The sequence below is a fragment of the Glutamicibacter sp. AGC84 genome (assembly GCF_053543575.1).
Window position 1 is genome coordinate 60,181 of sequence record NZ_JBLVOC010000009.1, and the last position, 21,947, is coordinate 82,127.

The 21,947-nt window shown below is 65.4% G+C and carries 18 protein-coding genes; 6 read left to right on the forward strand and 12 right to left on the reverse strand.

Features of this window, described 5'->3' with window-relative positions; genetic code table 11:
- Position 1 precedes the first annotated feature (1 nt).
- Positions 2-946: a 3-hydroxyisobutyrate dehydrogenase gene (mmsB, locus tag ACNPN0_RS06305; RefSeq protein ID WP_133834901.1), complete on the reverse strand. Its 945-nt coding sequence runs from the start codon at positions 944-946 to the stop codon at positions 2-4.
- 141 nt (positions 947-1,087) lie between these two features.
- On the opposite strand from mmsB, the gene ACNPN0_RS06310 reads away from it, so the two are divergent.
- Positions 1,088-2,017, forward strand: a complete 930-nt coding sequence (locus ACNPN0_RS06310) for a LysR family transcriptional regulator (RefSeq protein WP_133834902.1) — start codon at positions 1,088-1,090, stop codon at positions 2,015-2,017.
- Between the two features lie 7 nt (positions 2,018-2,024).
- Here ACNPN0_RS06310 and ACNPN0_RS06315 read toward each other — a convergent pair whose 3' ends face one another.
- Together ACNPN0_RS06315 and ACNPN0_RS06320 are read right to left on the reverse strand one after the other, a co-directional pair.
- On the reverse strand, positions 2,025-2,567 hold the full coding sequence (locus ACNPN0_RS06315; protein WP_133834903.1) for a hypothetical protein: 543 nt from the start codon (positions 2,565-2,567) through the stop codon (positions 2,025-2,027).
- 320 nt (positions 2,568-2,887) lie between these two features.
- The gene (locus ACNPN0_RS06320) at positions 2,888-4,267 is read right to left on the reverse strand and encodes an MFS transporter (RefSeq protein WP_133834904.1); all 1,380 of its coding nucleotides are present in this window, start codon (positions 4,265-4,267) and stop codon (positions 2,888-2,890) included.
- 171 nt (positions 4,268-4,438) lie between these two features.
- On the opposite strand from ACNPN0_RS06320, the gene ACNPN0_RS06325 reads away from it, so the two are divergent.
- Positions 4,439-4,747 (forward strand): CHY zinc finger protein, encoded by a 309-nt coding sequence (locus ACNPN0_RS06325; protein ID WP_448937229.1) that lies wholly within the window; start codon positions 4,439-4,441, stop codon positions 4,745-4,747.
- Positions 4,748-4,788: 41 nt separating this feature from the next.
- On the opposite strand, the gene ACNPN0_RS06330 is transcribed toward ACNPN0_RS06325, so the two are convergent.
- The 3 genes from ACNPN0_RS06330 to ACNPN0_RS06340 all read right to left on the reverse strand — a co-directional run bounded on the left by ACNPN0_RS06330 (position 4,789) and on the right by ACNPN0_RS06340 (position 8,548).
- A complete protein-coding gene (locus ACNPN0_RS06330) occupies positions 4,789-5,238 on the reverse strand; it encodes a universal stress protein (protein WP_105658893.1) in 450 nt (149 codons plus the stop codon).
- Positions 5,239-5,288: 50 nt separating this feature from the next.
- On the reverse strand, positions 5,289-6,494 hold the full coding sequence (locus tag ACNPN0_RS06335) for an NAD(P)/FAD-dependent oxidoreductase (RefSeq protein ID WP_448937228.1): 1,206 nt from the start codon (positions 6,492-6,494) through the stop codon (positions 5,289-5,291).
- 164 nt (positions 6,495-6,658) lie between these two features.
- Positions 6,659-8,548 carry a BCCT family transporter gene (locus ACNPN0_RS06340; protein ID WP_448937227.1) on the reverse strand — a complete coding sequence of 630 codons (1,890 nt, stop codon included), beginning with the start codon at positions 8,546-8,548 and terminating at the stop codon, positions 6,659-6,661.
- Positions 8,549-8,772: 224 nt separating this feature from the next.
- Here ACNPN0_RS06340 and ACNPN0_RS06345 point away from each other — a divergent pair, with 224 nt between their 5' ends.
- Positions 8,773-9,963 carry a S8 family serine peptidase gene (locus tag ACNPN0_RS06345; protein ID WP_448938858.1) on the forward strand — a complete coding sequence of 397 codons (1,191 nt, stop codon included), beginning with the start codon at positions 8,773-8,775 and terminating at the stop codon, positions 9,961-9,963.
- A 1-nt stretch (position 9,964) separates the two neighbouring features.
- Complete coding sequence (locus ACNPN0_RS06350; RefSeq protein ID WP_426733596.1) at positions 9,965-10,198, forward strand: hypothetical protein; 234 nt, start codon at positions 9,965-9,967, stop codon at positions 10,196-10,198.
- A gap of 41 nt (positions 10,199-10,239) precedes the next feature.
- Here ACNPN0_RS06350 and ACNPN0_RS06355 read toward each other — a convergent pair whose 3' ends face one another.
- The 5 genes from ACNPN0_RS06355 to glyA are packed head-to-tail and all read right to left on the reverse strand — an operon-like array spanning position 10,240 to position 16,597.
- Entirely contained in the window at positions 10,240-10,848 is a 609-nt protein-coding gene (locus ACNPN0_RS06355; RefSeq protein ID WP_448938859.1) for a sarcosine oxidase subunit gamma, read from the reverse strand.
- On the reverse strand, positions 10,841-13,738 hold the full coding sequence (locus ACNPN0_RS06360; RefSeq protein WP_448937225.1) for a sarcosine oxidase subunit alpha family protein: 2,898 nt from the start codon (positions 13,736-13,738) through the stop codon (positions 10,841-10,843). Before ACNPN0_RS06360 ends, ACNPN0_RS06355 begins: the two co-directional genes overlap by 8 nt.
- Entirely contained in the window at positions 13,735-14,049 is a 315-nt protein-coding gene (locus ACNPN0_RS06365) for a sarcosine oxidase subunit delta (RefSeq protein WP_448937224.1), read from the reverse strand. Before ACNPN0_RS06365 ends, ACNPN0_RS06360 begins: the two co-directional genes overlap by 4 nt.
- Before the next feature lie 11 nt (positions 14,050-14,060).
- A complete protein-coding gene (locus ACNPN0_RS06370) occupies positions 14,061-15,278 on the reverse strand; it encodes a sarcosine oxidase subunit beta family protein (protein WP_359192659.1) in 1,218 nt (405 codons plus the stop codon).
- A 2-nt stretch (positions 15,279-15,280) separates the two neighbouring features.
- Positions 15,281-16,597 carry a serine hydroxymethyltransferase gene (gene glyA, locus ACNPN0_RS06375; protein ID WP_448938860.1) on the reverse strand — a complete coding sequence of 439 codons (1,317 nt, stop codon included), beginning with the start codon at positions 16,595-16,597 and terminating at the stop codon, positions 15,281-15,283.
- Between the two features lie 151 nt (positions 16,598-16,748).
- Here glyA and ACNPN0_RS06380 point away from each other — a divergent pair, with 151 nt between their 5' ends.
- Positions 16,749-17,408 carry a GntR family transcriptional regulator gene (locus ACNPN0_RS06380; protein WP_426733590.1) on the forward strand — a complete coding sequence of 220 codons (660 nt, stop codon included), beginning with the start codon at positions 16,749-16,751 and terminating at the stop codon, positions 17,406-17,408.
- A 103-nt stretch (positions 17,409-17,511) separates the two neighbouring features.
- Positions 17,512-18,972, forward strand: a complete 1,461-nt coding sequence (locus ACNPN0_RS06385) for an HNH endonuclease (protein WP_448938861.1) — start codon at positions 17,512-17,514, stop codon at positions 18,970-18,972.
- A 122-nt stretch (positions 18,973-19,094) separates the two neighbouring features.
- Here ACNPN0_RS06385 and ACNPN0_RS06390 read toward each other — a convergent pair whose 3' ends face one another.
- Positions 19,095-21,926 carry an FAD-binding and (Fe-S)-binding domain-containing protein gene (locus ACNPN0_RS06390; RefSeq protein WP_448937253.1) on the reverse strand — a complete coding sequence of 944 codons (2,832 nt, stop codon included), beginning with the start codon at positions 21,924-21,926 and terminating at the stop codon, positions 19,095-19,097.
- Positions 21,927-21,947: the final 21 nt, after the last annotated feature.

Genomic DNA, 21,947 nt, shown 5'->3' on the forward strand with positions numbered 1-21,947 from the left:
CTCAGCCCGCGGTTGGCTGGTTGGCCTCGGCCGACTCCGGGTTCCACCCGCGCACGGCACCATCTGGCAACAAGTTCTTCACGATCAGCGAGCAGTCCTTGTCCCCCAGCCCCTGCTCGATCAGTTCGTCGAAGTGCTCGCGGGCCAAGCTGGCTGCCGGCAGCTGCACCCCGGTGCTTGCGCCCGCGTCCAGGGCCAGCCCGATGTCCTTGCGGGCCAAGTCGGTGCGGAAGGTGGCCTCGAAGTTGTTGTTCGCCGCGGCGGTATCGATGATGCCCGGCACCGGATACCAGGTCTGCTGCGCCCAGGAGCGTCCCGAGGAGACCGAGGCGATCTGCCAGAAGACTTCCGGGTCCAGGCCCAGGGCCTCGGCCAGCTGGGAGCCTTCGGCGCTGGCCATCAGGTCGATGAACAGCATCATGTTGTTGCAGATCTTGGCGGCAATGCCCATGGAGGGGCCCCCGGCGACGATGGTCTTCCCGCTCATCGGGGCGATGAATCCGGTGGCCTGCTCCATCAGTTCCGGTGCCCCGCCGAGCATGAAGGCCAGGGTTCCGGCCGCGGCCCCGGAGATGCCGCCGGAAACCGGCGCATCGACGAAGTGCAGGCCGCGCTGCGCGGAGCCCGCGTGGATGTAGCGGGAAGTTTCGATGTCCACCGTGGAGGAATCCAGCAGCAGCATGTCCTTGCTGGCGTTGGCCCAGATGCCGGCGCCGCCCTCATAGACCGCGCGCACGTGCGCTCCCTTGGGCAGCATGGTGAACACGGCGTCGGCCTGGTCCATGGCTTCGGCGATCGATCCGGCTATCTGGACTCCGCCGTCGGCCGCGGCGGCGCAGGCCTGCTCGTCCAGGTCGTAGCCGCGCACGGTGTGCCCTGCGGCCACCAGATTCGCGGTCATCGGTCCGCCCATGTTGCCCAGGCCAATCCATGCGTACGTGCTCATCTGCACACCCCTCGTCCTTGAGTATTGTCCTTGTCAGGCCAGCGTAGGGTGCGCGGCGTGCCAGACTCAATGCACTGGGGCACGCCAATTGCGCAGGCCTAGTGTGCGCTAGCGCACACGAGGCATGGCAGACTGTGGACCATGGACCGTCAGATCGATTACCGCCATCTCGAATCCCTCATTGCCCTGCTGACCGTTGCGCGCCTGGGCCGCTACACCGCCGCCGCGAATGTTCTCGGGGTGAACCACTCGACGATTTCCCGTCGCATCGACGCACTGCAAAAAGCCATGGGCGGCCACCTGCTCACGCGCTCTCCCAACGGCTGGGAACTGACGGACCTGGGGCGCCGGGCCATGTCCAGCGCGGAAGCCATCGAGCAGGCCGTGGAAGCCATCGGCTCCCAGAAGGAGACCGGTGCATTGGCCGGCCATGTGCGCGTCGCCGCTCCCGACGCCTTCAGCGCCCACCTGGCGGCTCCGGCCCTGGCAAAGCTCCAGCTAAAGCATCCGCAACTGGTCTTCGAGATCGTTTCGGAAACCACCCGTGCACGGCAGACGCGGACCGGCATGGATTTGGAGATTGTCATTGGCGAACCCAGCGTCCGCAAGGCGGCCTCCACAAAACTCCTGGATTACGAGCTGCGGCTCTACGCCACGGCCGAATACCTGGAAGCCCACGGCACCCCGGCACAGGTTGCCGACCTGGCCGGGCATAGCCTGAACTACTACATCGACACCGCGCTGACGGTGGACAAGCTCGACGAGGCCACCGGCGCCTTGCCGCCAATGCACCGCGCGATTTCCTCCACCAGCATCGCGGTGCAATATGCGGCCACCATGAACCATGCAGGCATCGGCTTGCTCCCCACTTTCCTCTCGGAGCACTACCCGAATATGGTTCCGGTGCTCCATGACCAGTTCACCTACCAGTCCGAGTACTGGCTGGTGGGACGCGAAGAAGCCTTGCGCAGCCGCGCGGTCCAGGAAACGGTGCGCGCGCTCAATGATGCAGCCACCGCCGGCGACTGGTTCATCCCGCCATTCCCGGCGTACAACTTGTCCTCCGGCTAGGCGCCGTTCACCGTGGCCCGGCGGATTCCCAGTCCACGATGGCTTGCAGCAGCTGCGCCACTGATCGGGCGCTGTCCAGCCGGAGCACCGGACGGACTTCGTTCTCCAGCCAGGCCTCATGGCGGGCGCGGCTGCGTCCGCTGAAGTCCGGGTCATCGTAGCCAGCTGCCCACGCCATGAATTGTTCCAGGGCTCCGAGTTCCAGGGATTGCCCGCTCAGGCGCTGCTTCTCGCGTTCTGCAAGACGGCGCAGGCGCACTTGGGGATCCAGCGTCAGGAAAACGAAGGCATCGCATTGCGACAGGACTTCTTCTCCCCATCCCTGCACTGATCCGGACAGTACCCAGGCTTTGCGCGGAACGAAGACCTGGTTCATGAGCATGGTTCGGGCAGCCGGCGCACGCTGCTCGCGGTATGGAGGATCGGTGGGAACCCAGAAGTAGTCGTCGCTATCGGCATGCGGCACGGACCAGGCATCGGCCACGGCGCGCGCGAGGGTCGTGGTGCCACTGCCGCTGGCACCGAAGATATGCAGCCTGCACCGCTTCATCCAGAGCCCCGAGGGCAACCTTGGCTACTTTTCATTATTCTTCTTGCTGCTCCGGCGCCGCCCGTATGAAGCGCAAGCGGCAACGAAGCCAATACCGAACAGGAACGCCAACAGGTACTCGATTCCCATCTGCCCGTGCACCTCGCAATCGCATCATGCTGGGGACGGTGATTTCCACCGAACCCCGCCCTTCTTGGCTGCCAGACTCGCAGATCGGCAACGGCGGCGCAAGCCGATGGCCCGCCCGCAGGCCACTGAACACGCCCAAGGCCAGCCCCGTCCGTGGAGCTGGCCTTCGGCGTCGTGCTGGATCTTGCGGCTTACTTCTGCATCTTCAGTTCATCGCGGGCGGCATTTTCGCCGTTCACTGCCAGCCGGTCCGCCTCGTCGATCTCGCCGAGGTCCAGCCCCTTGGTTTCCTTCATGAAGAACACCGCCACCAGGGTGACCAGGGCGGCGAACACGATGTAGCCGGCCACCGGAACCCAGGATCCGTAGACTTTGAGCAGGAAGGTGGCGATGATCGGGGCCATGGACCCGGCCACGATCGAGGTGACCTGGTAGCCCAGCGAAACGCCCGAGTAGCGCATGCGGGTCGGGAACATCTCGGCCATGATGGCCGGCTGCCCGGCGTACATCAGCGCGTGCACACCCAAGCCCAGCACGATGGTGGCCAGGATGACCGCATCGTTGGCGGTATTGAACAGCGGGAAGGCCGCCACGCCCCAGACGGCCATGAGCACCACGCCGGTGGCGTAGACCGGGCGGCGGCCGAGGGTGTCGGTGAAACGGCCGACGATCGGCACCAGGATCGCGTGGATCACGTGGGCAATGAGCATCAGGCCAAGGATCGTGGAGGTGTCCATGTCCAGCTGGGTGGCCATGTAGGTGATGGAGAAGGTCACCACCATGTAGTACATGATGTTCTCCCCGAAGCGCAGGCCCATGGCGGTGAACACCCCGCGCGGGTAGCGCTTGAAGACTTCGCCCACGCCGTAGCCGGCTGCCGCGTTCTGCTCCAGCTCAGCCTTGGCTTCCTTGAAGATCGGGGCATCGGAAACGCGGGTGCGGATGTAGTAGCCGACGACCACAATCACCACCGAGAGCCAGAAGCCGATGCGCCAGCCCCACGCCAGGAAGGCCGCTTCGCTCAGCGTTGCCGAGAGCACCAGCAGCACCACGGTGGCCAGCAGGTTGCCCACCGGCACTGCGGCCTGCGGCCAGGAGGACCAGAAGCCGCGTTCCTTGTTCGGCGCGTGCTCGGCCACCAGCAGCACCGCGCCTCCCCATTCCCCGCCCACGGCGAAGCCCTGGGCGAAGCGCAGCACGATCAGCAGGATCGGTGCGGCATAGCCGATGGAGTCGAAGGTGGGCAGGCAGCCCATCAGGAAGGTGGTTGCGCCGACCAGCACGATCGCCACCTGCAGCAGGTGCTTGCGCCCGTACTTGTCGCCGAAGTGGCCGAAGACGATGCCGCCGATGGGGCGGGCAATGAAACCGACCGCGTAGGTCAGGAAGGCCTTGATGATGTTATCCAGATCGTTGCCGGTATCCGGAAAGAAGATCTTGTTGAAGACCAGGGTTGCCGCGGTCGCGTAGAGGAAGAATTCATACCATTCGACGACGGTGCCAGCCATGGAGGCTGCTACGACCCGGCGCAATCCCTTGCGCTCGGCCTTCGATGACGTTTCGCTTGCCACTGTGCGTTCCTTCCGCCCACGCCAGTACCCCCTTTGGAACCGGCCTCATCAGCGAGTATGGCCTAGATCACATCGCGAAAGATAGGCGAAACGAGGCATACTGGGAGGCGGATTCTGCACATTCAGCGTGCATTTTTGCACACGCAGCGGCGGCTGCATGAAAGGTCGAGGATGACGGCTTGGGAAAACCCCGTGCACGAGGTGGCGTTGCGAGGCGTGCGCATGGATGCGCAAACCCGTTGCGCCCACTACCGCTCCTTGTTCGATGTGATCGCGCTGAAGCACGACTGCTGCGCCACCTTCTACCCCTGCCACCTATGCCATGGCGAACTGGCCGATCACGAGGCAACGCCGTGGCCGGCGGACCGGTTCGATGAACCCGCCGTGCTCTGCGGGGTCTGCAGCACGCAGCTGAGCCCGGCGAAGTACCTCGATGCCAGTTCCTGCCCGAACTGCCAGGCCCTGTTCAATCCCGGCTGAAAATTGCATCTGGACTTGTACTTCGAGATGAAGCCAGCCAGCTAGTCCCAGGGCAGTTCGTTCTCTTGTGCAGGCTGCTGCGGGATCACCAGCACCGGACGATGCTGCTTGTGGGCCAGCGCCACGGCGATCGACCCGTCCATCAGCTGGGCCATCTTGCTGCGGATCCCCGGACGGCGGGTGCCGACGACGATCATCTGCGCATCGAGCTGCTCGGCTACCGCGGCCAGCACCTTGGCAGGGTCGCCGGCCACGGTATAGCTCTCGAGCTCGACACCGGTAATCACCGAGGTGATTTCCCAGGCGAGTTCCTCGGAGACCGGGCTGGCCGAAGCCAGCAGGTCGCCCTCGGACAGCTTGTCGGTAATCAGGCGCCCGGAATCAACGTGGATGCACACCAATCGTGCATTCAGCCCGCGTGCCAGCGAACCGGCCGCAGCAAATACCGCCGGGGACATGCCCGATTCCACGCCCATGACCATAGTGCTCATCAGCTCTACCTGCTTCCCTTGTTGGCAGTTCCGGTCGAAGGAACTGCGGTTCACAAATCCTTGAGCGCTATGGCAGGATCGCTGAGCCGGTCAGCGTCGATCTCCCGGCCCACCAGACCGCGCAGGGTGCCATTGACATCCCAGATGTTCACGTTCGCCGCAGCGGTGATTTCCGACCCGTCCTGCCAGAACATGAAGAACTCCCCGGATTCCATATCCCCGCGCACCACCGTTGTATCCTCGGGCGAACCATGGCCGACATATTCCATCCCGAGATCGAATTGGTCGGTGAAGAAGTAGGGAAGCCAGTCATAGGACCTTTCCTCCCCGGCCAGTGTGGCCGCGGCCAGCTTGCCTTGGCGAATCGCGTTATCCCAGTGCTCGACGCGCAGCTGCCTGTGCAATGCGGTGTTGAAGGCCTGGGCAATGTCCCCCACGGCAAGTATCCGCGCGTCGCTGCTGCGCAGCGAGGCATCCACCACAACGCCGGAGTCCACTTCCAGCCCGGCAGCCTCGGCCAGCTGCACATTCGGCTGCGCGCCCATGGCCAGCAGCACCAGATCGGCACGCGAGGAGCCCGCATCGGAAAGCACCTGCAGGTGCCCGTCGGCTTCTTCGATGCCGTGCACCCGTGCAGTGCGCACGTCCACGCCATGGGACTGGTGCAGCTTCAAGAGGTGATTTCCAAGCCGTTCGCCGAACACCTTGGCCAAAGGGACCTCGGAGGGCGAGTAGACAGTCACCCTTGCCCCGCGCTGGCGGGCGGCGGCCGCCACTTCCATGCCGATCCAGCCCGAACCCACCACCGCCACCTGGGCGCCCTCGACCAGTTCCGCACGCAGGGACTTCGCATCGTCCAAGGTGCGCAGCACGTGCACTGCGGGCAGGTCGTAACCGGGTATCGGGGTTCGGCCGCCCAGGCTGGCCCGCGAACCGGTGGCCAGCACCAGCTGGTCGTAGTCCAGTGCGCTGCCATCGGCCAGCAGCACCTGCCGCTTGGCGGTTTCGATGCTGGTGGCGGCGACGCCCAGGCGCAATGCGACATCATGGCTTGCGTACCAGGACGCGTCATGGACGGTGAAGTCCGCCGGTTCCTCCTTGCCCTGCAAGAACCCCTTGGACAGCGGCGGGCGCTCATAGGGCAGCTGCGTTTCCTCGCTGACCAAGCTCAGCGCCCCGGTGTAGCCGAGCTCGCGCAGTTCGCCGACAACGCTCGCGGCGGCCAGGCCGCCACCAAGGACAACGATCGATTCCATGCTGCACCCCACTGCTCAACGACGATGTACTTTGATCCTCACACCCCATGGCCAGCTTGGCAACCTCTGGCCAGTTCACTGCCGGGAAAAGAAGAAACCGGCGAGCGGGCCGCTGCCTGCGGCCAGCTCGCCGGCTGTCAGGCATCCGCCTGCCCTGGCGGGTGCTACCGCTCGCCGTCCTTCTTCCGGCGCCCGCGGTCTGCGTTCTCCTCGCGGCGGCCAAAGGCACCGCGGGTGCGCGTCACCCGGTAGTCGATGCGGTCATCGACGTAGCGGCGCAGCTCCGGCTGGTCTTCGAGCGTGGCCCACAGCTCGTCGGAGACGTGCTCGGTGACCCGCTCGAGGCGGAGCTTGGCCTCGATGATCTCCAGCGTCTTGCTCTCGTGGCGCAGCCCCTTGATGGTCGCCACCGCCATCATGATCATGATGATGCTGAAGGGCAGCGCCGTGGCCAGCGAACCGGCCTGCAGCGCCTGCAATCCGCCAGCCATCAGCAGCGCCGCGGCGAGCAAGCCCTCGAGCACCGCCCACAGCACGCGGGACCAGGTCGGCGGGTTCGGGTGCCCGCCGGAAGCCAGCATGTCCACCACCAGCGACCCGGAGTCCGAGGAGGTGATGAAGAAGATCGCCACCAGGATGATTGCCATCACCGAGAGGATCGATCCCAATGGCAGGTCCTGCAGGATCTGGAACAGCGAGCCCTCGGCGGAAACCGCCCCGTCCTGGACCATGTCCCCCGCTCCGAAGAACTGGCGGTACAGCCCCGCGCCGCCCATCACGGAGAACCAGAGGAAACCGACGATGGTCGGCACCAGCAGCACGCCCAAAACGAACTGGCGCACGGTGCGGCCGCGCGAAATGCGGGCGATGAAGATGCCCACGAACGGGGCCCATGCGATCCACCAGCCCCAGTAGAAGACCGTCCAGCTGGAGAACCAGGCCTGCGCTTCCTCGCCCTGCTGGAAGGCGCCGACGTCGAAGGTCATGTTCATCCAATTGGCCAGGTACACGCCCAGGGACTGCACGAAGTTCTGGAAGAGGAACAGCGTCGGGCCCAGCAGCAGCACGCTGATCATCAGCAGCCCGGCCATGGACAGGTTGATGTTCGAGAGCCACTTGATGCCTGCGCCCAGGCCGCTGACCACGCTCATGGTGGCCAGGAAAGTGATCACGACGATGAGGATGACCAGCAGCGTGTTGTCCACCGAATCCACCAGCCCGATGGATTGCAGTCCCGAGCTGATCTGCTGCACGCCCAGGCCCAGCGAGGTCGCGATGCCGAAGACCGTGCCGAAGATGGCCAGCACGTCGATCACATCGCCCAGCCAGCCCTTGACCCGCTCCCCGAGCACCGGTTCCAGCGCCCATCGGATGGAGACCGGGCGGCCACGGCGGTGGATCGCATAGGCCAGGGCCAAGCCGATGACTGCGTAGATGGCCCACGGATGCAAGCCCCAGTGGATGAAGGTCTGGGCCATGGCCAAGCCCGCCAGTTCCCCTTCGGTGCCTTCCCATCCGGGCTTCGGGTCGACGGTGGCGTACATCAGCGGTTCGCCCACTCCGTAGAAGACCAGGCCGATGCCCATGCCGGCGGCGAAGAGCATCGCGAACCAGCTGAACAGCCCGAATTCTGGCTTCTCCCCGTCATTGCCCAGGGTGATCCGGCCCAGCTTGGAGAAGCCGATGACGATCACCAAAGCCACGAAGCCGCCGATGATCAGCATGTAGTACCAGCCCAGGTTCGTCACGATCCAGTTCTGCATCGCGTTGAACGTAGTGCTTGCGGTATCCGGCAGCACGATGGCGAACACGGCCACCGCGAGGATCACGACCAGCGCCGGCCAGAAGACCGCCGGAGCGATCCCGCCCTTGCCCAGGCGCACGCCCTGCCGGCGCAGCTTCGCGGTGATCTGCGCGTCGGTGTCATTTTCTGCAATATGCATATGCACCGGAATCGGCGCAGTATGCGGGGATGCCTCCGGCTCCGCGTCCAGCGGCCTTGGCAGCTCGCTGTTGGACTCCGCGGAGTCCGAGTCGTCGATTTTCTGGGTCATCGTCTCCAACCTTCCTTGCATTGTTGTCCTTCTGCTTTACACCCTTGTAGCTTGTGCGCCCAGAAGCAAGCTGATCTGCGATAAAAAGCTTGCGAAGCCGGGAATGGGAGTTTGCGCAAAGTCCTCACCGCCCCGGGCTAAACGTCTGGCGCAGCGGGTAGGGTGCGAAGTAACTCGCCAAGCACGCACCGGCGTATGCCGGAAAACCAGCTAAGGAGCCAGCCATGCATACTTCCCGCCACCAAAGCACCGAAGCCGCTGAAGTCCCGGGCCGCTACGTGCTCGTCTTCGACCAGCCAGCTGCCGGCGCCCCTGGCCTGGCCCAAGTCCAACGCGACACCGAACTGCCCCAGCTGCTGGCCGAACAGGGCTACTCCACCAGCGAATACTTCCCGATGCTGGGCATCGCGGTGGTCTCCAGCGGCACCGAGCAGCTGGAGGACTTCCGCCAGCGCTGCGCCGGGCATCGGCTGCCGGCCTCGGTGGTGCCGGAACTGGTCTACCGGATTCTGCCCGATGCCGCCAAGGCCCCGGGCCAGTCCCCGTTCGCGGACACCGCGGAATTCACCTGGGGCCTGCAAGCGGTGGGCGCAGAGCTGTCCAGCTACACGGGCAAGGGAATCAACGTGGCTGTGCTGGATACCGGCTTCGACAGCGCGCACCCGGATTTCGCCGGCCGCACCGTGGATGCCAAGTCCTTTGTCGATGGCGAGGACGCCAACGACGGCCATGGGCATGGCACCCACTGCATCGGCACCGCCTGCGGTCCGCGCGACCCGCAGCAGGGACCGGGCTACGGGGTCGCCTCCGAGGCCAATATCTTCGCCGGAAAGGTGCTGGGCAGCAACGGATCGGGTTCCGACTCCACGATCCTGGCCGGAATCAACTGGGCATTGGAAAACAAGTGCGAGGTCATCTCGATGTCCCTGGGTGCCGACGTGAGAACCGTGCACCCGCCCTATGTCACCGCGGGCCGGCGCGCCCTGGAGCTGGGTTCGCTGATCGTGGCCGCCGCCGGCAACAACGCGCAGCGCTCCGCCGGGAACCCGGGGTTCGTCGGCGCCCCGGCCAACAGCCCCTACATCATGGCGGTGGCCGCCGTGGATCCGCACCTGGCCGTCGCCGACTTCTCGGCACAGGCGCTGGATGCCCAGGGCGGCGCAGTGGATATCGCCGGCCCCGGCGTGGACATCTATTCTGCTTGGCCGGGAGAAAAACGCTACAACACGATCAGCGGCACCTCCATGGCCACCCCGCATGTGGCCGGCGTGGCGGCGCTGCTGGCCGAATCCACCGGGCTGCGTGCCCAAGAGCTGTGGGACAAGCTCCTGTCCACCTCCCGCGATGCCGCGCTGCCTGCTGAGGATGCCGGTGCCGGGCTGGCCCAAGCCCCGGCCGGGGCGGAAGGCCACTAGGATGTGCGACGTCCAGGTGCACATCTACGTGGTCACCGTGGTGGCCACCGTGGCCCCCGAATCCATCGTTGACCAGCTGCAAGCCCGCGGACTGCAGGTTAAGCAGGTGCTCGCTGCCCTGGGCCAGATTATTGGCGAGGGCAGCGAGCAGGTGGCCGCAGCGCTGCGGGATCTCGACGCGGTCGAATCGGTTGATGCCCAGCAGCGCTACCGGGCCATCGACGAGGGCAGCTAGCGCAGGATCACCGTGCGCTGCGCGCACCGCGCAAGGCCGGGCTATGGCACCGCTGGCGCGGCGAACTCTGCCATGGCATCGAGCAGCCAGCGCACGGCGTGCTCGGTGAACGAGGCACGCGGCATGATCCGCCAGCTCTGCTCGCCGGTGCGCCACAGCAGCACCGGAATATTCGCCAGCGAGGTGCTGATCGCCTGGTTCACGCCGAAGGCGCGCGGGTGCAGGTCCGCCGGGCAGCTCTTGCGCAGCACCAGCGGCGCATCCGGGCCGGAAAGTTCCAGCACGCTGCGGTTGGCCGAGAGGTCCACCACCTGCCCGGGCTGCTCGCCCAGGGCCGCGGTCAGCGCCCCGGCCAGCTCGGCGTTCTCCGCACTGGTGGCCAGGAACTCATCCGGCGCCAGCCACAGCACCGCGGTACCCGGCGCCTCGCCGGCCACCTGGCCCACCGCGGCGGGCAAGCCCACTCCGGTGGCCGCGGCCCCCGCCGCATGCGCCGGACTGCCCGGCGCGCAGCGCAGCGAGATCTGGGTGGCGAAGGCGATTTCGCGCAGGCCCACGCGGCCGGCGATGCTGGCCGCTTCCATTTCCTGGGCCAGGTGCTGGGCCGGGGAACGGCGTACTTCGCTGTCAATCATGGTGTTGCTAGCCATCGCGACGGCTTCCTTCCGGGTCGTAGAGCACGGTTTCACAGACTTCGACGTCGACCAGCTGGCCGCCCACCGGGGTCTTGAGCACTTCGCCAATGCGGCTGCGCCCGTTCTTGATCAGCGCCAGGCCGAAGGTGCGTCCCAGCGCCGGCGAGTCGTAGAAGCTGGTGACCCAGCCTTCCATCGGGGTGATGCCCTCGGTGGCCATCGCGTCGGCGGCCACCAGCGCGGCACCCTCGGGCAGCCGCAGGGACTTGTCCACCGGCAGCACCGAGACCAGGTGCTTGCGGTCCTCCCGGAGGTTGTCCGCCCGGGAGTAGGAGCGGTTGCCGATGAAGTCCTTGACCTTGGAGACCACCCATTCCATGCCGGCATCCTGCGGGGTCACCGTGCCGTCGGTGTCCTGCCCGACGATGATGAAGCCCTTCTCGGCGCGCAGCACGTGCATGGTTTCGGTGCCGTACGGGGTGATGCCGTATTCCTGGCCGGCGGCGTACACGTCTTCCCAGACGCGCAGCCCGTGCCAAGCCGGCACCGCGATCTCGAAGGCCAGCTCCCCGGAGAAGGAAATGCGCGAGATGCGCGCTTCGATCCCGGAATCCAGCACCACGTCCTTGAAGGCCATGAACTTGAAGCCCTCGTTGGACACGTCCACGGTGGAGGCGACCTTGGCGATCACCTCGCGCGACTTCGGCCCAACCACCGCGACGGTGGCCAGCTGCTCGGTGACCGAGGTGCACACGACATCCAGCTCGGGCCATTCGGTCTGCAGCCACTCCTCCAGCCAGTCCAGCACGTCTCCCGCGCCGCCGGTGGTGGTGTGCAGCAAGAAGCGGTCCTGCGCCAGGCGCAGGGCTACCCCGTCGTCGAAGATCATGCCGTCGGCCTTGCACATCACGCCGTAGCGGCCCATGCCGACCTTCAGCTTGGTGTAGCCGTTGGTGTAGATGCGGTTCAAGAACTCGGCCGCATCCGCCCCGCGGATCTCGATCTTGCCCAGCGTGCTCGCATCGAGCATGCCCACCGAAGCGCGCACCGCGGCGGACTCGCGGTAGACCGCCTGGTCCATGGTTTCCCCCGGCTGCGGGTAGTACCAGGGGCGCTTCCACTGCCCGACGTCCTCGAAGGCCGCGCCGTGGGCCAGGTGCCAGGAGTGCATCGCGGTGATGCGCGCCGCATCCAGCTGCTGCCCGCGGTTGCGCCCGGCCAGGGCCGCGAAGGCCACCGGGGTGTAGGGGGCGCGGAAGGTGGTGGTGCCGATCTGCGCCGGGTTCTCGATGCCCAGCACCGCGGCGATCACGCCGATCGCCGCCACACCGGAGGTCTTGCCCTGGTCGTTGGCGGTGGAGATCGAGGTGTACCGCTTGATGTGCTCCACCGACTTCATGCCCGCGCCGGTGGCGCGCAGCACGTCGGCCACGGACTGGTCGCGCTGCAGATCCACGAAGTGGGCCGTGTAGTTCGCGGCGTCATCGCCCTTGGCCGATGGCACCAGCCAGACCGGACGGGTCTGGCCCAGCGCGGTTTCCAACGCCTGCGGGGTGCGGGCCACGGTGGCGAATCCTGCCGCGGTGGCGGCCGCGGCGCCGGTGGCGGCCCCGGTGGACAGGGCGCTGGCGGTATCCAGGCGCCCGGTCACCGCGCCGGCCAGGTGCTGGTTGGCCACCGCGGCGGCCGGGACGAAGGCGTGGATGGTGGTATCCCAGTCCAGCTTGCCCTGGCGCTGGGAGTGCAGGTGCACCACCGGGTTGAAGCCGCCGGCCACGGCCAGCACATCGGCTTCGAAGCGCTGCGTGGACCCCAGTTCGCGGTGTTCGTCCAGTTCGGCCACCACGATGGCCGACAGCTCGCCCGCGGCATCCGCCTCGGTATCCACCACCACCGAACCCGGGATCACGGTGACTCCCTCGGCCACGGCGGCCGCGGCGGCGGCCGAAATGTTCTGCCGGGCGTCGATCACGGCAACCACCCCGCCGCTGGCCGCCAGTTCGGCGACCAGCTCGTAGGCCGAGTCGTTGGTGGTGGCCACCGCGATCCGCGACCCGGCGCGCACGCCGTAGCGGTTCAGGTAGCTGCGCACCGCGCCGGCGAGCATGATGCCCGGGCGGTCGTTGTTCTCGAAGACGATCGGGCGTTCGTGGGCGCCGGTGGCCAGCACCACCTGCTGGGCACGGATATGCCAGATGCGCTCGCGGGACACCCCGGGCTGCGACGGGCCGTCCAGGTGCACGGTGCGGCGCTGCGCGGCGATCAGGTAGTTCGCGTCGTAGGACCCGAAGACGGTGGTGCGCTGCAGGTGGGTGGTTTCTTCTGCTTCGGCCAGTTCGCCGGTGACCTGCTCGATCCACTGGCTGCTGTCCAGGCCGTCGATCTGCTCCCCGGCGGTGTCCAGCAAGGTGCCCCCGGCCTCGGCGCGCTCGTCGAGCAGCATCGCCCGGGCCCCTGAGCGCGAGGCTTCGCGGGCCGCGGCCAGGCCGGCCGGACCGGCGCCGACCACCAGCACGTCGGTGTGCACGTGCACGTGGTCGTAGTAGGCCGGATCGGTGGCCGGGTCCAGCACGCCCAGGCCCGAAAGCAAGGTGGCGTCCAGCCCGTCGGTGACCGCAACGGTGGTGGCCGGCAGCATCGACTCGTCGATGTCCTGCTCATGCCGGGCGCCGACGGTGACCAGCGCGTTGGGTTCCTCGACCCCGGCGGCGAAGATGCCGCGCGGGCGGTCCAGGTACAGCGAGTTGCCGGCCTTGCGCAGCCCGTTGGCCAGCATGGCGCTGGCCACGGTGTCGCCGCGGAAAGCGGAGAGCTGCGCGCCGCCAATGGACAGGGCCAGTGGTTCCTCGCGGTTGATGCGGGCGCGGGTGCTCTGCGCTGCAGGCAGGCGTTGCGGCTTGCTCATCGGGTGCCTCCTTCGGCGCTGCGGATGTCGGTGGTGGTCAGTTCTGGGCGTGGTTCGCTGGCCTGGTAGATGGCCTTGAACTCGTAGGTGACGGTGTCGCGCAGGGCGTTGAACCACTTGCGGCAGCCGCCGGCGTGGACCCAGCGTTCGGCGAAGATGCCCTTCTTGTTCTGCCGGTAGAACAGGTAGCGGGACCATTCCTTGTCGCTCAGGGCGCTCGGGTCCGCCGGGTAGGCCACGTGGGCTTCTCCCCCGTATTTGAATTCGTTCTCATTGCGTGGCCCGCAGTTCGGGCAATCAATCAGCATCATGGCGGTTGCTCCTAGTGTGCGACGGCTGCGGCGCCGTGCTCGTCGATCAGGTGGCCGGTTTCGAAGCGATCCAGGCTGAACGGCTTGTTCAGCTCGTGCGGCTCGTCGTTGGCGATGGTGTGCGCCAGGGTGAATCCGGCACCCGGGGTGCCCTTGAACCCGCCGGTGCCCCAGCCGCAGTTCACGTACAGGTTCTGGATCGGGGTCTTGGAGATGATCGGCGAGGCGTCCATGGTGGTGTCCACGATGCCGCCCCAGGTGCGCAGCACATGCGCCCGGGCGAAGATCGGGAACAGCTCCACGGCCGCGGCCATCTGCTCCTGGATGACGTGGAAGGCGCCGCGCTGGCCGTAGCCGTTGTAGTTGTCGATGCCCGCGCCCATGACCAGCTCCCCCTTGTGGGCCTGGGAGACGTAGACGTGGATGTGGTTGGACATGACCACCGTCGGGTGCACCGGTTCGAACAGCTCGGAGACCAGTGCCTGCAGCGGGTGGGACTGGATCGGCAGTTCGAAGCCGGCCATTTCGGCCAGCACCGAGGAGTGCCCTGCCCCGGCCAGTGCGACCTTGCCCGCGTGGATGGTGCCGCGGGTGGTCTTCACGCCGGTGACCTTCTCGCCGTCCTTGATGAAGCCGGTGACTTCGCAGTTCTGGATGATGTCCACGCCCAGCTCGTTGGCCTTGCGGGCGAAGGCCCAGGCCACGTGGTCGTGCTTGGCAATGCCGGCACGCGGCTGCCAGGTCGCGCCCATGACCGGGTAGCGGATGTCGTCGCCGATGTTGATGATCGGGCAGGCTTCCTTGACCTGGGAAGGGTCCAGCCATTCGGCATCCACGCCGTTGAGCTTGTTCGCTTCCACGCGGCGCACGGATTCGCGCACATCGCCCAGGGTGTGGGCCAGGTTCATCACGCCGCGCTGGGAGAACAGGAAGTCGTATTCCAGGTCCTCGGGCAGCTGCTCCCACAGCTTCAGCGACTTCTCGTAGATGCCCGCCGACTCGTCCCAGAGGTAGTTGGAGCGGATGATGGTGGTGTTGCGGGCCATGTTCCCGCCGGCCAGCCAGCCCTTTTCCAGGACGGCGACGTTGGTGATGCCATGGTTCTTGGCCAGGAAGTAGGCGGTAGCCAGGCCGTGGCCGCCGCCTCCGACGATCACTGCGTCGTAGGACTTCTTCGGTTCCGGGTTGGCCCAGAGGAATTCCGGGTGCTCAGGCAGCAGATCAGCCATGGCTATTCTCCAATCTTCTTCAGGTTCGGGTACAGCGGGTGGGCCGCGGCAAGCTGCAGAACACGATCCTTCAGCTCCGGCAACACCGCCGCATTACCCTCAGCACCAGCAATCAACGCCTGCGCAATGATCTCCGCAACCTCAGCAAACGCAGCCTCCGAGAAACCACGGGTAGCCAACGCCGGGGTACCAATACGCAACCCCGAAGTCACCATCGGCGGACGAGGATCAAACGGCACCGAATTGCGGTTCACCGTGATCTCCACCTGCGCCAAAAGATCCTCACCCTGCTGCCCATCCAACTCGCTATTACGCAAGTCAACGAGCACCATGTGAACATCCGTGCCACCAGTCAAAACGCTGATGCCCTTGGCAACAACATCTTCCTGGGTCAAACGCTCAGCCAAAATACGCGCACCAGCCAAGGTCCGCTCCTGGCGCTCCTTGAACTCCGGCGACGCAGCAATCTTGAACGCCACCGCCTTGCCAGCAATCACGTGCTCCAACGGACCACCCTGCTGGCCAGGGAACACCGCCGAGTTCAACTTCTTCGCAATCTCCGCATCATTCGAGAGAATAATGCCGCCACGAGGACCAGCAAGCGTCTTATGCGTCGTGGAAGTCACCACGTGAGCGTGCGGAACCGGCGAAGGATGCAACCCGGTTGCCACCAAGCCAGCAAAGTGCGCCATATCCACGAACAAGTACGCGCCAACCTTGTCAGCGATCTCGCGGAAACGCTGGAAATCCAGCTGGCGCGGGTACGCCGACCAGCCAGCAACAATCATCTTCGGCTGGTTCTCAATGGCAAGGCGCTCCACCTCGTCCATGTCCACCTCATAGGTTTCCTCGTCCACACCGTAAGGAACGATGTTGAACAAGCGGCCCGAGAAGTTCAGCTTCATCCCGTGGGTCAGGTGGCCACCGTGGTTCAGGTTCAGCCCCAGCACGGTATCGCCCGGGCGAACCAGCGCGTGGTACACCGACGCGTTAGCCTGCGCACCGGAGTGCGGCTGCACGTTGGCGAACTTCGCCCCGAACAGGTCCTTGAGCCGCTCAATAGCCAGCGTCTCGATGACATCAACTTCCTCGCAACCGCCGTAATAGCGGCGGCCCGGGTAGCCCTCGGCATACTTGTTGGTCAGTACCGAACCCTGCGCCTGCATGATTGCCTGCGCAGTGTGGTTCTCCGAAGCGATCATTTCCAGGCCGCGCTGCTGGCGAGCCAGCTCAGCGTCAATACGCTGCGCTACTTCCGGATCGAGATGCGCGAGGTCTGCGGTCAGGGAATCTGCCGAGAGAGTTGAAGCTTGTGCCATTGCCCATTCCTAAATGTATGAATTGCCGACAACTGATATATCAATCTGCGATTCACTGTATGATGGAAGTCACAGCCCGGTCAATGGGTAGCCCGAAATTATTTCAGCGTGTAGCAATCACGCAGTATGGAACAGAGAAAACGGAGGCAAGATGACACTCGCCACACAGCTTCCCGTGGGCGCCGAGTCCCTGGCTGAACGCGCCTACCTGGTTCTGCGAGACCGGCTCATCATGATGGACATCGCCCCCGGCGACCCGATCAACGAAGCCCATCTGGTCAACGAACTTGGGGTCGGCCGCACGCCGTTGCGCGAGGCGCTCAAGCGCCTGGAGGTCGACCACCTGGTGCAGTCCTATCCGCGACGCGGCACCTTTGCCACCCGCGTGGACATCACGGAGCTGGCCGATATCACCGAAGTCCGCGAAGCCCTGGAACCCCTCGCCGCGGCCAAGGCAGCAGCCCTGCATGGCGGCAGTGCACGCAGTCGCATCGAGGCAACGCTCCAAGCCGTCAGCCAGCTGTCGGGCGCGAATCTCCGGCGCACGCTGATGGAGAACGACCTGGAAGTGCACCGGCTGATCTACCAAGCGGCCGGCAATCACCACCTGGAGCAGACACTGATCCGCCTGGATAACCTTGCCACCCGCATCTGGTGCATGGCCCTGGATCGCCTGCCGAGCATCGACGAGCACATTGAAGAACACATCTCGCTGCTCCAAGCCATCCTCGACGGCGACGCGCAGCTGGCACAGGAGTTGGCCCTGGAGCATATCGTGCATTTCGAGGCGTCGGTGCGATCCGTTCTCTAGCCGCGGCTTCACCGCTGGAGCGATGCCATGCACTGCGAAAAAATACTTATCCCCATTTCTCAGAATCGAAGACATGTTCGAGTAAGCGAAGTATAATTAGAACATGTCCGAAGCAAAGGCGCACGGAAACAGCCTCACCCCACCAGCACCCCCCGAGGAATTCGACCTCCACGTCCAAACCGTGCAAAACGACCTCTCCGCCCTCGAAGAACACGGCAGCAAAGCCGACTGCGCCCACGGCATCGAACTGCTGGAAGCCCTCATCTCCGCAGCACGTTGCAAACAGGCCGGCCTCGCCCACCAAATCGAAAAAGAATACGTCCGCGACCACGAAGAACGCGGCGTCCACCTCGATGACCAAACCCGCGGCGCAGCCGCCTGCGTCGCCCTGGCCCGCAAGCAATCACCCCACGGCATGCGCAACTACCTGGTCAATTGCCGCATCCTCTTCGAAGACACCCCGAACCTCGCCGCCGCCTGCGCCCGCGGCGAATTCACCGAAGCCCAAACCCAAGCCATCCTCACCCCGCTCCAAAACCTCAAACCCCAGCGCCGCACCGAATTCGACCAGCTCTACGCCCAGAACCCGCACATGTTCGAATCCATGGGCACCACCCAAATCAAGGAAACAGTCCGAAAATTCGCCCTGGCCTACATCTCCGACCCCGACTCCATCAAGCAGAAAACCGTCGAAGAGCAACGCAACCTCACCCTGAAAATCGACGACCAGCACGGCCGCATCATCATCCACGGCGAATACCCCTTGCTGCAGGGCATGTGCCTCAAACGCTACCTCGACGAAGAATCCAAAACCCTGCGCAAAAAAGGCGACCCGCGCACCCGCACCCAGATCCGCGCCGACCTGCTCTTCAGCTACATGATGGTCGGCGAACCCTCCAAGATGCCCATCGCCCTGCAAGTCGCGGTAGTCATGACCGACCGGGCCCTGTTCGCCGGCGAACGCGAACCAGCCTATCTGGAAGGCTACGGCTTCATCCCCGCCCAGAGCGTGCGCGAATGGATCAGCGGGCACCAGATCCCCAACAGCCTGACCTTCGACCAAATGGATGCCAAACCCACCACGGAGCTGATCGAACAGCTCGACGTGCGCACCGAACTGGCCCGCCTCTACACAGCACCCGGCGACCAGGACCTGATCGCCATGGACTCCAAAGCCCGGATCTTCCCGGAAAAGCTCAAGAAGTTCATCGCGATCCGCGACCGGCACTGCCGCACCCCGTTCTGCGACGGCATCGTGGAGGAAATAGACCACGTCAAGCAATACGCCCGCGGAGGCAAGAGCACCGTCTTCAACGGCGATGGCCGCTGCGCTAGTTGCAACAAAGCCAAGGAAGCCGCCGGCTGGTACGAATACACGACCTACGGCAACGGCCACACCATCATGATCTGCCCCGGCTCGGCGATGTCCTACAAGTCCACCGCCCCACCAGCCACGGGGTACGCGCACAAGCCGTTCCCGCAATTGAGACGCGACTCGAAATGGATACAGCAACTCAAGGAACGGCTGAAGCCCAAGGATGGCCCTGAAGACCTCGCAGCCTGACTCCCGGCAAGCAACCATTGCGCGTACTCATGGCTTAATGCCGCTCGACGCCACCGGCTTTGCGCAGCATCCTGCGACAAAGCCGCCTGGAAACTACTTTCCAAGCGGCTTTGCTCCGACCTCTACTTGCTGGCGGCGTCTGCCAGCAGTTCAACGATGTGGCGGTATTCCTTGCCCGTCGCACGGGTCATGCCCAGTTCACAGGTGCGGTTGCACGAAGCGTGTTCCTGCGCATCCAGTTCACGAACCTCGGCAGCTTCGCGAGCGGTAGCCGACTCGGTCAGCTCCGGATGCAGCATGCCGCGGTCACCGGCAAAACCACAGCAGCCCCAGTTCACCGGGGTGTTCACGGTATCTGCCACAGCCTCTGCGATCTTCTGCATGTCCGGGTTCAGGCCCATCTGCGTGGACGAGCAGGTTGGGTGCAAGGTGACCGAGGAGATCTTCTCGAGCGCTGGCAGCTTCTCCAGCAAGTGCTGCGAAGTGAACGCCAGCAGGTCAACCACTTCGTAGCCATGCTCGGCCAGGGTATGCGCAAAGCCTTCGGTGCAGCTGGAGGCATCGGAGATGATCGGCAGGACCTTGCCCGGCATGGCCGCACGGACTTCTTCCAGCACGCGCTGGCCCATGACCTCATGGCCCTGTTCGTAGCCCTTGGAAGTCCACGGGGTACCGCAGCAGGTGGATTCAATGCCCTCGGGAACGTAAACCGAGACGCCAGCAGCGTGCAGCAGCTTGGTGAACGCCGGGGCGACTCCTTCCCCGTCTCCTGCAGGGCCGAACATCGAATTCACGCAGGCTGGCAGGTAGATGGCCAGCGGCTCGGTGCCAGCTGCACCCAAGTTGCCGGCCATGGGCTTGCGCGCCTTGCCGCCACCAGGCAGGTCGGCATCGTAACGTGGCATGGTGTCGGTGCTGACCACCTTGCGCGCAGCATCGGTGGCACCGCGGACCAGCGAAGCAGGGAATTTATCGGCGATGCTCAGGGCCAGCGAACCAGCGCGCGTGGCAGGTCCCCATCCCTTGGCTGCGGCCTTGAAGCCGGCTTCCAGGACCGGGTGCGCGTCTCCGCGGCGCAGGCGCTTGACCAGCAGGCCGGTGTTGATGCCCACCGGGCAGGCGGTGACGCACATGCCGTCCACGGCACAGGTCTGCACGCCGTTGTATTCGTAGTCACGCTCCAGTTCGGCCGCCAGCTCGGCGTTGCCCTCGGCCTCGGCCTTGGCGATGGCCCGGCGCACGACGATGCGCTGGCGCGGGGTCAGGGTCAGGTCCTTGGACGGGCAGACCGGCTCGCAATAGCCGCATTCCACGCAGTGGTCGGCCTCGATCTCGATGGTCTCGTTGAGCTTGATGTTGCGGATGTGCGCGGCGTGGTCTTCGTCGATGATCACCCCGGGGTTCATCATCAGGCGCGGGTCGCAGGCGGCTTTCAGCTCCAGGTGCACCTCGTAGAGCTCATCGCCGTACTGCGCGCGCACGAACGGCGCCATGGCGCGGCCGGTGCCGTGCTCCGCCTTGAGGTTGCCGTCCTTGTCCAGAATCAGCTGGACCATCTTGTCGTTGAAGGAGTTGTACCGGTTCAACGCCGCATCGCCTTCGAAACGGTCGGTGAGCATGAAGTGGATGTTGCCGTCCTTGGCGTGGCCGAAGATCACCGAATCCGCGTAGCCGTACTCGGTGAACAGCTCCTGCAGGCTGGCGCAGGTTTCGGCCAGGGACTCTACCGGGACCACGACGTCCTCGAGCAGCGCGGTGGTGCCTGTGGCGCGGGCACCGGCCACCGAAGCATACAGGCCCTTGCGGAACTTCCACGCGGCCTGGCGGTTCTTCGCATCTGGGGACAGCACCGCTGGGGCGCGCAATGCCGATGCGTCGAGCAGCGACTGGCCGGCGGAGCGCAGCCCGGCCAGTTCCTCTTCGGTGTCCGCATGGTATTCGACCAGCAAGGCGGCCTGCTGGTCGACGTCGAAGCCCATGATGGCATCCGGCACGCCGGGCAGCGACTGGCCCACGCGCAGCGAGGTGGAATCCATCAGCTCCAGGGTGGCGGCGCCGGAATCCACGAGTTCAGGCAGCGCCCGGGTGGCCAGATCCAGGTTATCGAAGACGGCCAAGGTGGCGATGGCCAGCTTGCGGATCGGCACGGTGCGGAAGACGGCCTCGGCGACGAACGCCAGGGTGCCCTCGGAGCCGATGATCAGGTGGGCCATCAGCTCTGCCGGGGTGTCGTAGTCCAGGAAGGCATTGATGCCGTAGCCCATGGTGTTCTTCAGCGCGAAGTGCTTCTCGATCTTGGCGACCGAGGCCGGGTTACTGCGCACGCGCTGGCCCAGCTTGTCCAGCGTGGCGACCAGTTGCGGTTCTGCGGCGGCCAGCTTGCGGTCGGCCTGCGGATCCGCGGTGTCGATCATGGTGCCCGAGGGGAGCACGAAAGTCATGGATTCCAGAGTGCGGTAGGTGTTGAACTCGGTGCCGCAGGCCATGCCCGAGGAGTTGTTCGCGATCACGCCTCCGATGGTGCAGGCCGCCTCGCTGGCCGGATCCGGCCCCAGCTTGCTGCCGTAGACGGCCAGGCGTGCGTTGACCTGGCGGACGGTGGCACCGGGCTGCACGCGCACGCGCGCTCCGTTATCGAGCACGGTGATGCCGCGGAAGTTGCGGCGTACATCAATCATCAGTCCGTCGCCGCTGGCTTGCCCGGCCAGCGAGGTGCCGCCCGAGCGCAGGGTGACCGGCTGGTTGCCGCGCGCGGCCGCAGCCAGCAGCGCGGAGACTTCCGCGGCGTCCTTGGCCAGCACGACAGCTTGCGGCGTGTACAGGTAGTGCGAGGCATCCGAGGCGTAGGCAACGCGGTCGATGGATCGGGTCTTGACGCGATCCTGGTCGCCGACCAGATCGAGGATGCCGGATGAAACCGTCGTTTCTCCGAGTGCTGGCGTGCTCAATGCCATGGTGCGCTCCTGTGCAGTTGG

Coding starts and splice junctions, on each gene's coding strand:
- mmsB (WP_133834901.1), bottom strand. CDS start 946: ATGAGCACGTACGCATGGATTGGCCTGGGCAACATGGGCGGACCGATG.
- ACNPN0_RS06310 (WP_133834902.1), top strand. CDS start 1,088: ATGGACCGTCAGATCGATTACCGCCATCTCGAATCCCTCATTGCCCTG.
- ACNPN0_RS06315 (WP_133834903.1), bottom strand. CDS start 2,567: ATGAAGCGGTGCAGGCTGCATATCTTCGGTGCCAGCGGCAGTGGCACC.
- ACNPN0_RS06325 (WP_448937229.1), top strand. CDS start 4,439: ATGACGGCTTGGGAAAACCCCGTGCACGAGGTGGCGTTGCGAGGCGTG.
- ACNPN0_RS06330 (WP_105658893.1), bottom strand. CDS start 5,238: ATGAGCACTATGGTCATGGGCGTGGAATCGGGCATGTCCCCGGCGGTA.
- ACNPN0_RS06335 (WP_448937228.1), bottom strand. CDS start 6,494: ATGGAATCGATCGTTGTCCTTGGTGGCGGCCTGGCCGCCGCGAGCGTT.
- ACNPN0_RS06340 (WP_448937227.1), bottom strand. CDS start 8,548: ATGACCCAGAAAATCGACGACTCGGACTCCGCGGAGTCCAACAGCGAG.
- ACNPN0_RS06345 (WP_448938858.1), top strand. CDS start 8,773: ATGCATACTTCCCGCCACCAAAGCACCGAAGCCGCTGAAGTCCCGGGC.
- ACNPN0_RS06350 (WP_426733596.1), top strand. CDS start 9,965: ATGTGCGACGTCCAGGTGCACATCTACGTGGTCACCGTGGTGGCCACC.
- ACNPN0_RS06355 (WP_448938859.1), bottom strand. CDS start 10,848: ATGGCTAGCAACACCATGATTGACAGCGAAGTACGCCGTTCCCCGGCC.
- ACNPN0_RS06360 (WP_448937225.1), bottom strand. CDS start 13,738: ATGAGCAAGCCGCAACGCCTGCCTGCAGCGCAGAGCACCCGCGCCCGC.
- ACNPN0_RS06365 (WP_448937224.1), bottom strand. CDS start 14,049: ATGATGCTGATTGATTGCCCGAACTGCGGGCCACGCAATGAGAACGAA.
- ACNPN0_RS06370 (WP_359192659.1), bottom strand. CDS start 15,278: ATGGCTGATCTGCTGCCTGAGCACCCGGAATTCCTCTGGGCCAACCCG.
- glyA (WP_448938860.1), bottom strand. CDS start 16,597: ATGGCACAAGCTTCAACTCTCTCGGCAGATTCCCTGACCGCAGACCTC.
- ACNPN0_RS06380 (WP_426733590.1), top strand. CDS start 16,749: ATGACACTCGCCACACAGCTTCCCGTGGGCGCCGAGTCCCTGGCTGAA.
- ACNPN0_RS06385 (WP_448938861.1), top strand. CDS start 17,512: ATGTCCGAAGCAAAGGCGCACGGAAACAGCCTCACCCCACCAGCACCC.
- ACNPN0_RS06390 (WP_448937253.1), bottom strand. CDS start 21,926: ATGGCATTGAGCACGCCAGCACTCGGAGAAACGACGGTTTCATCCGGC.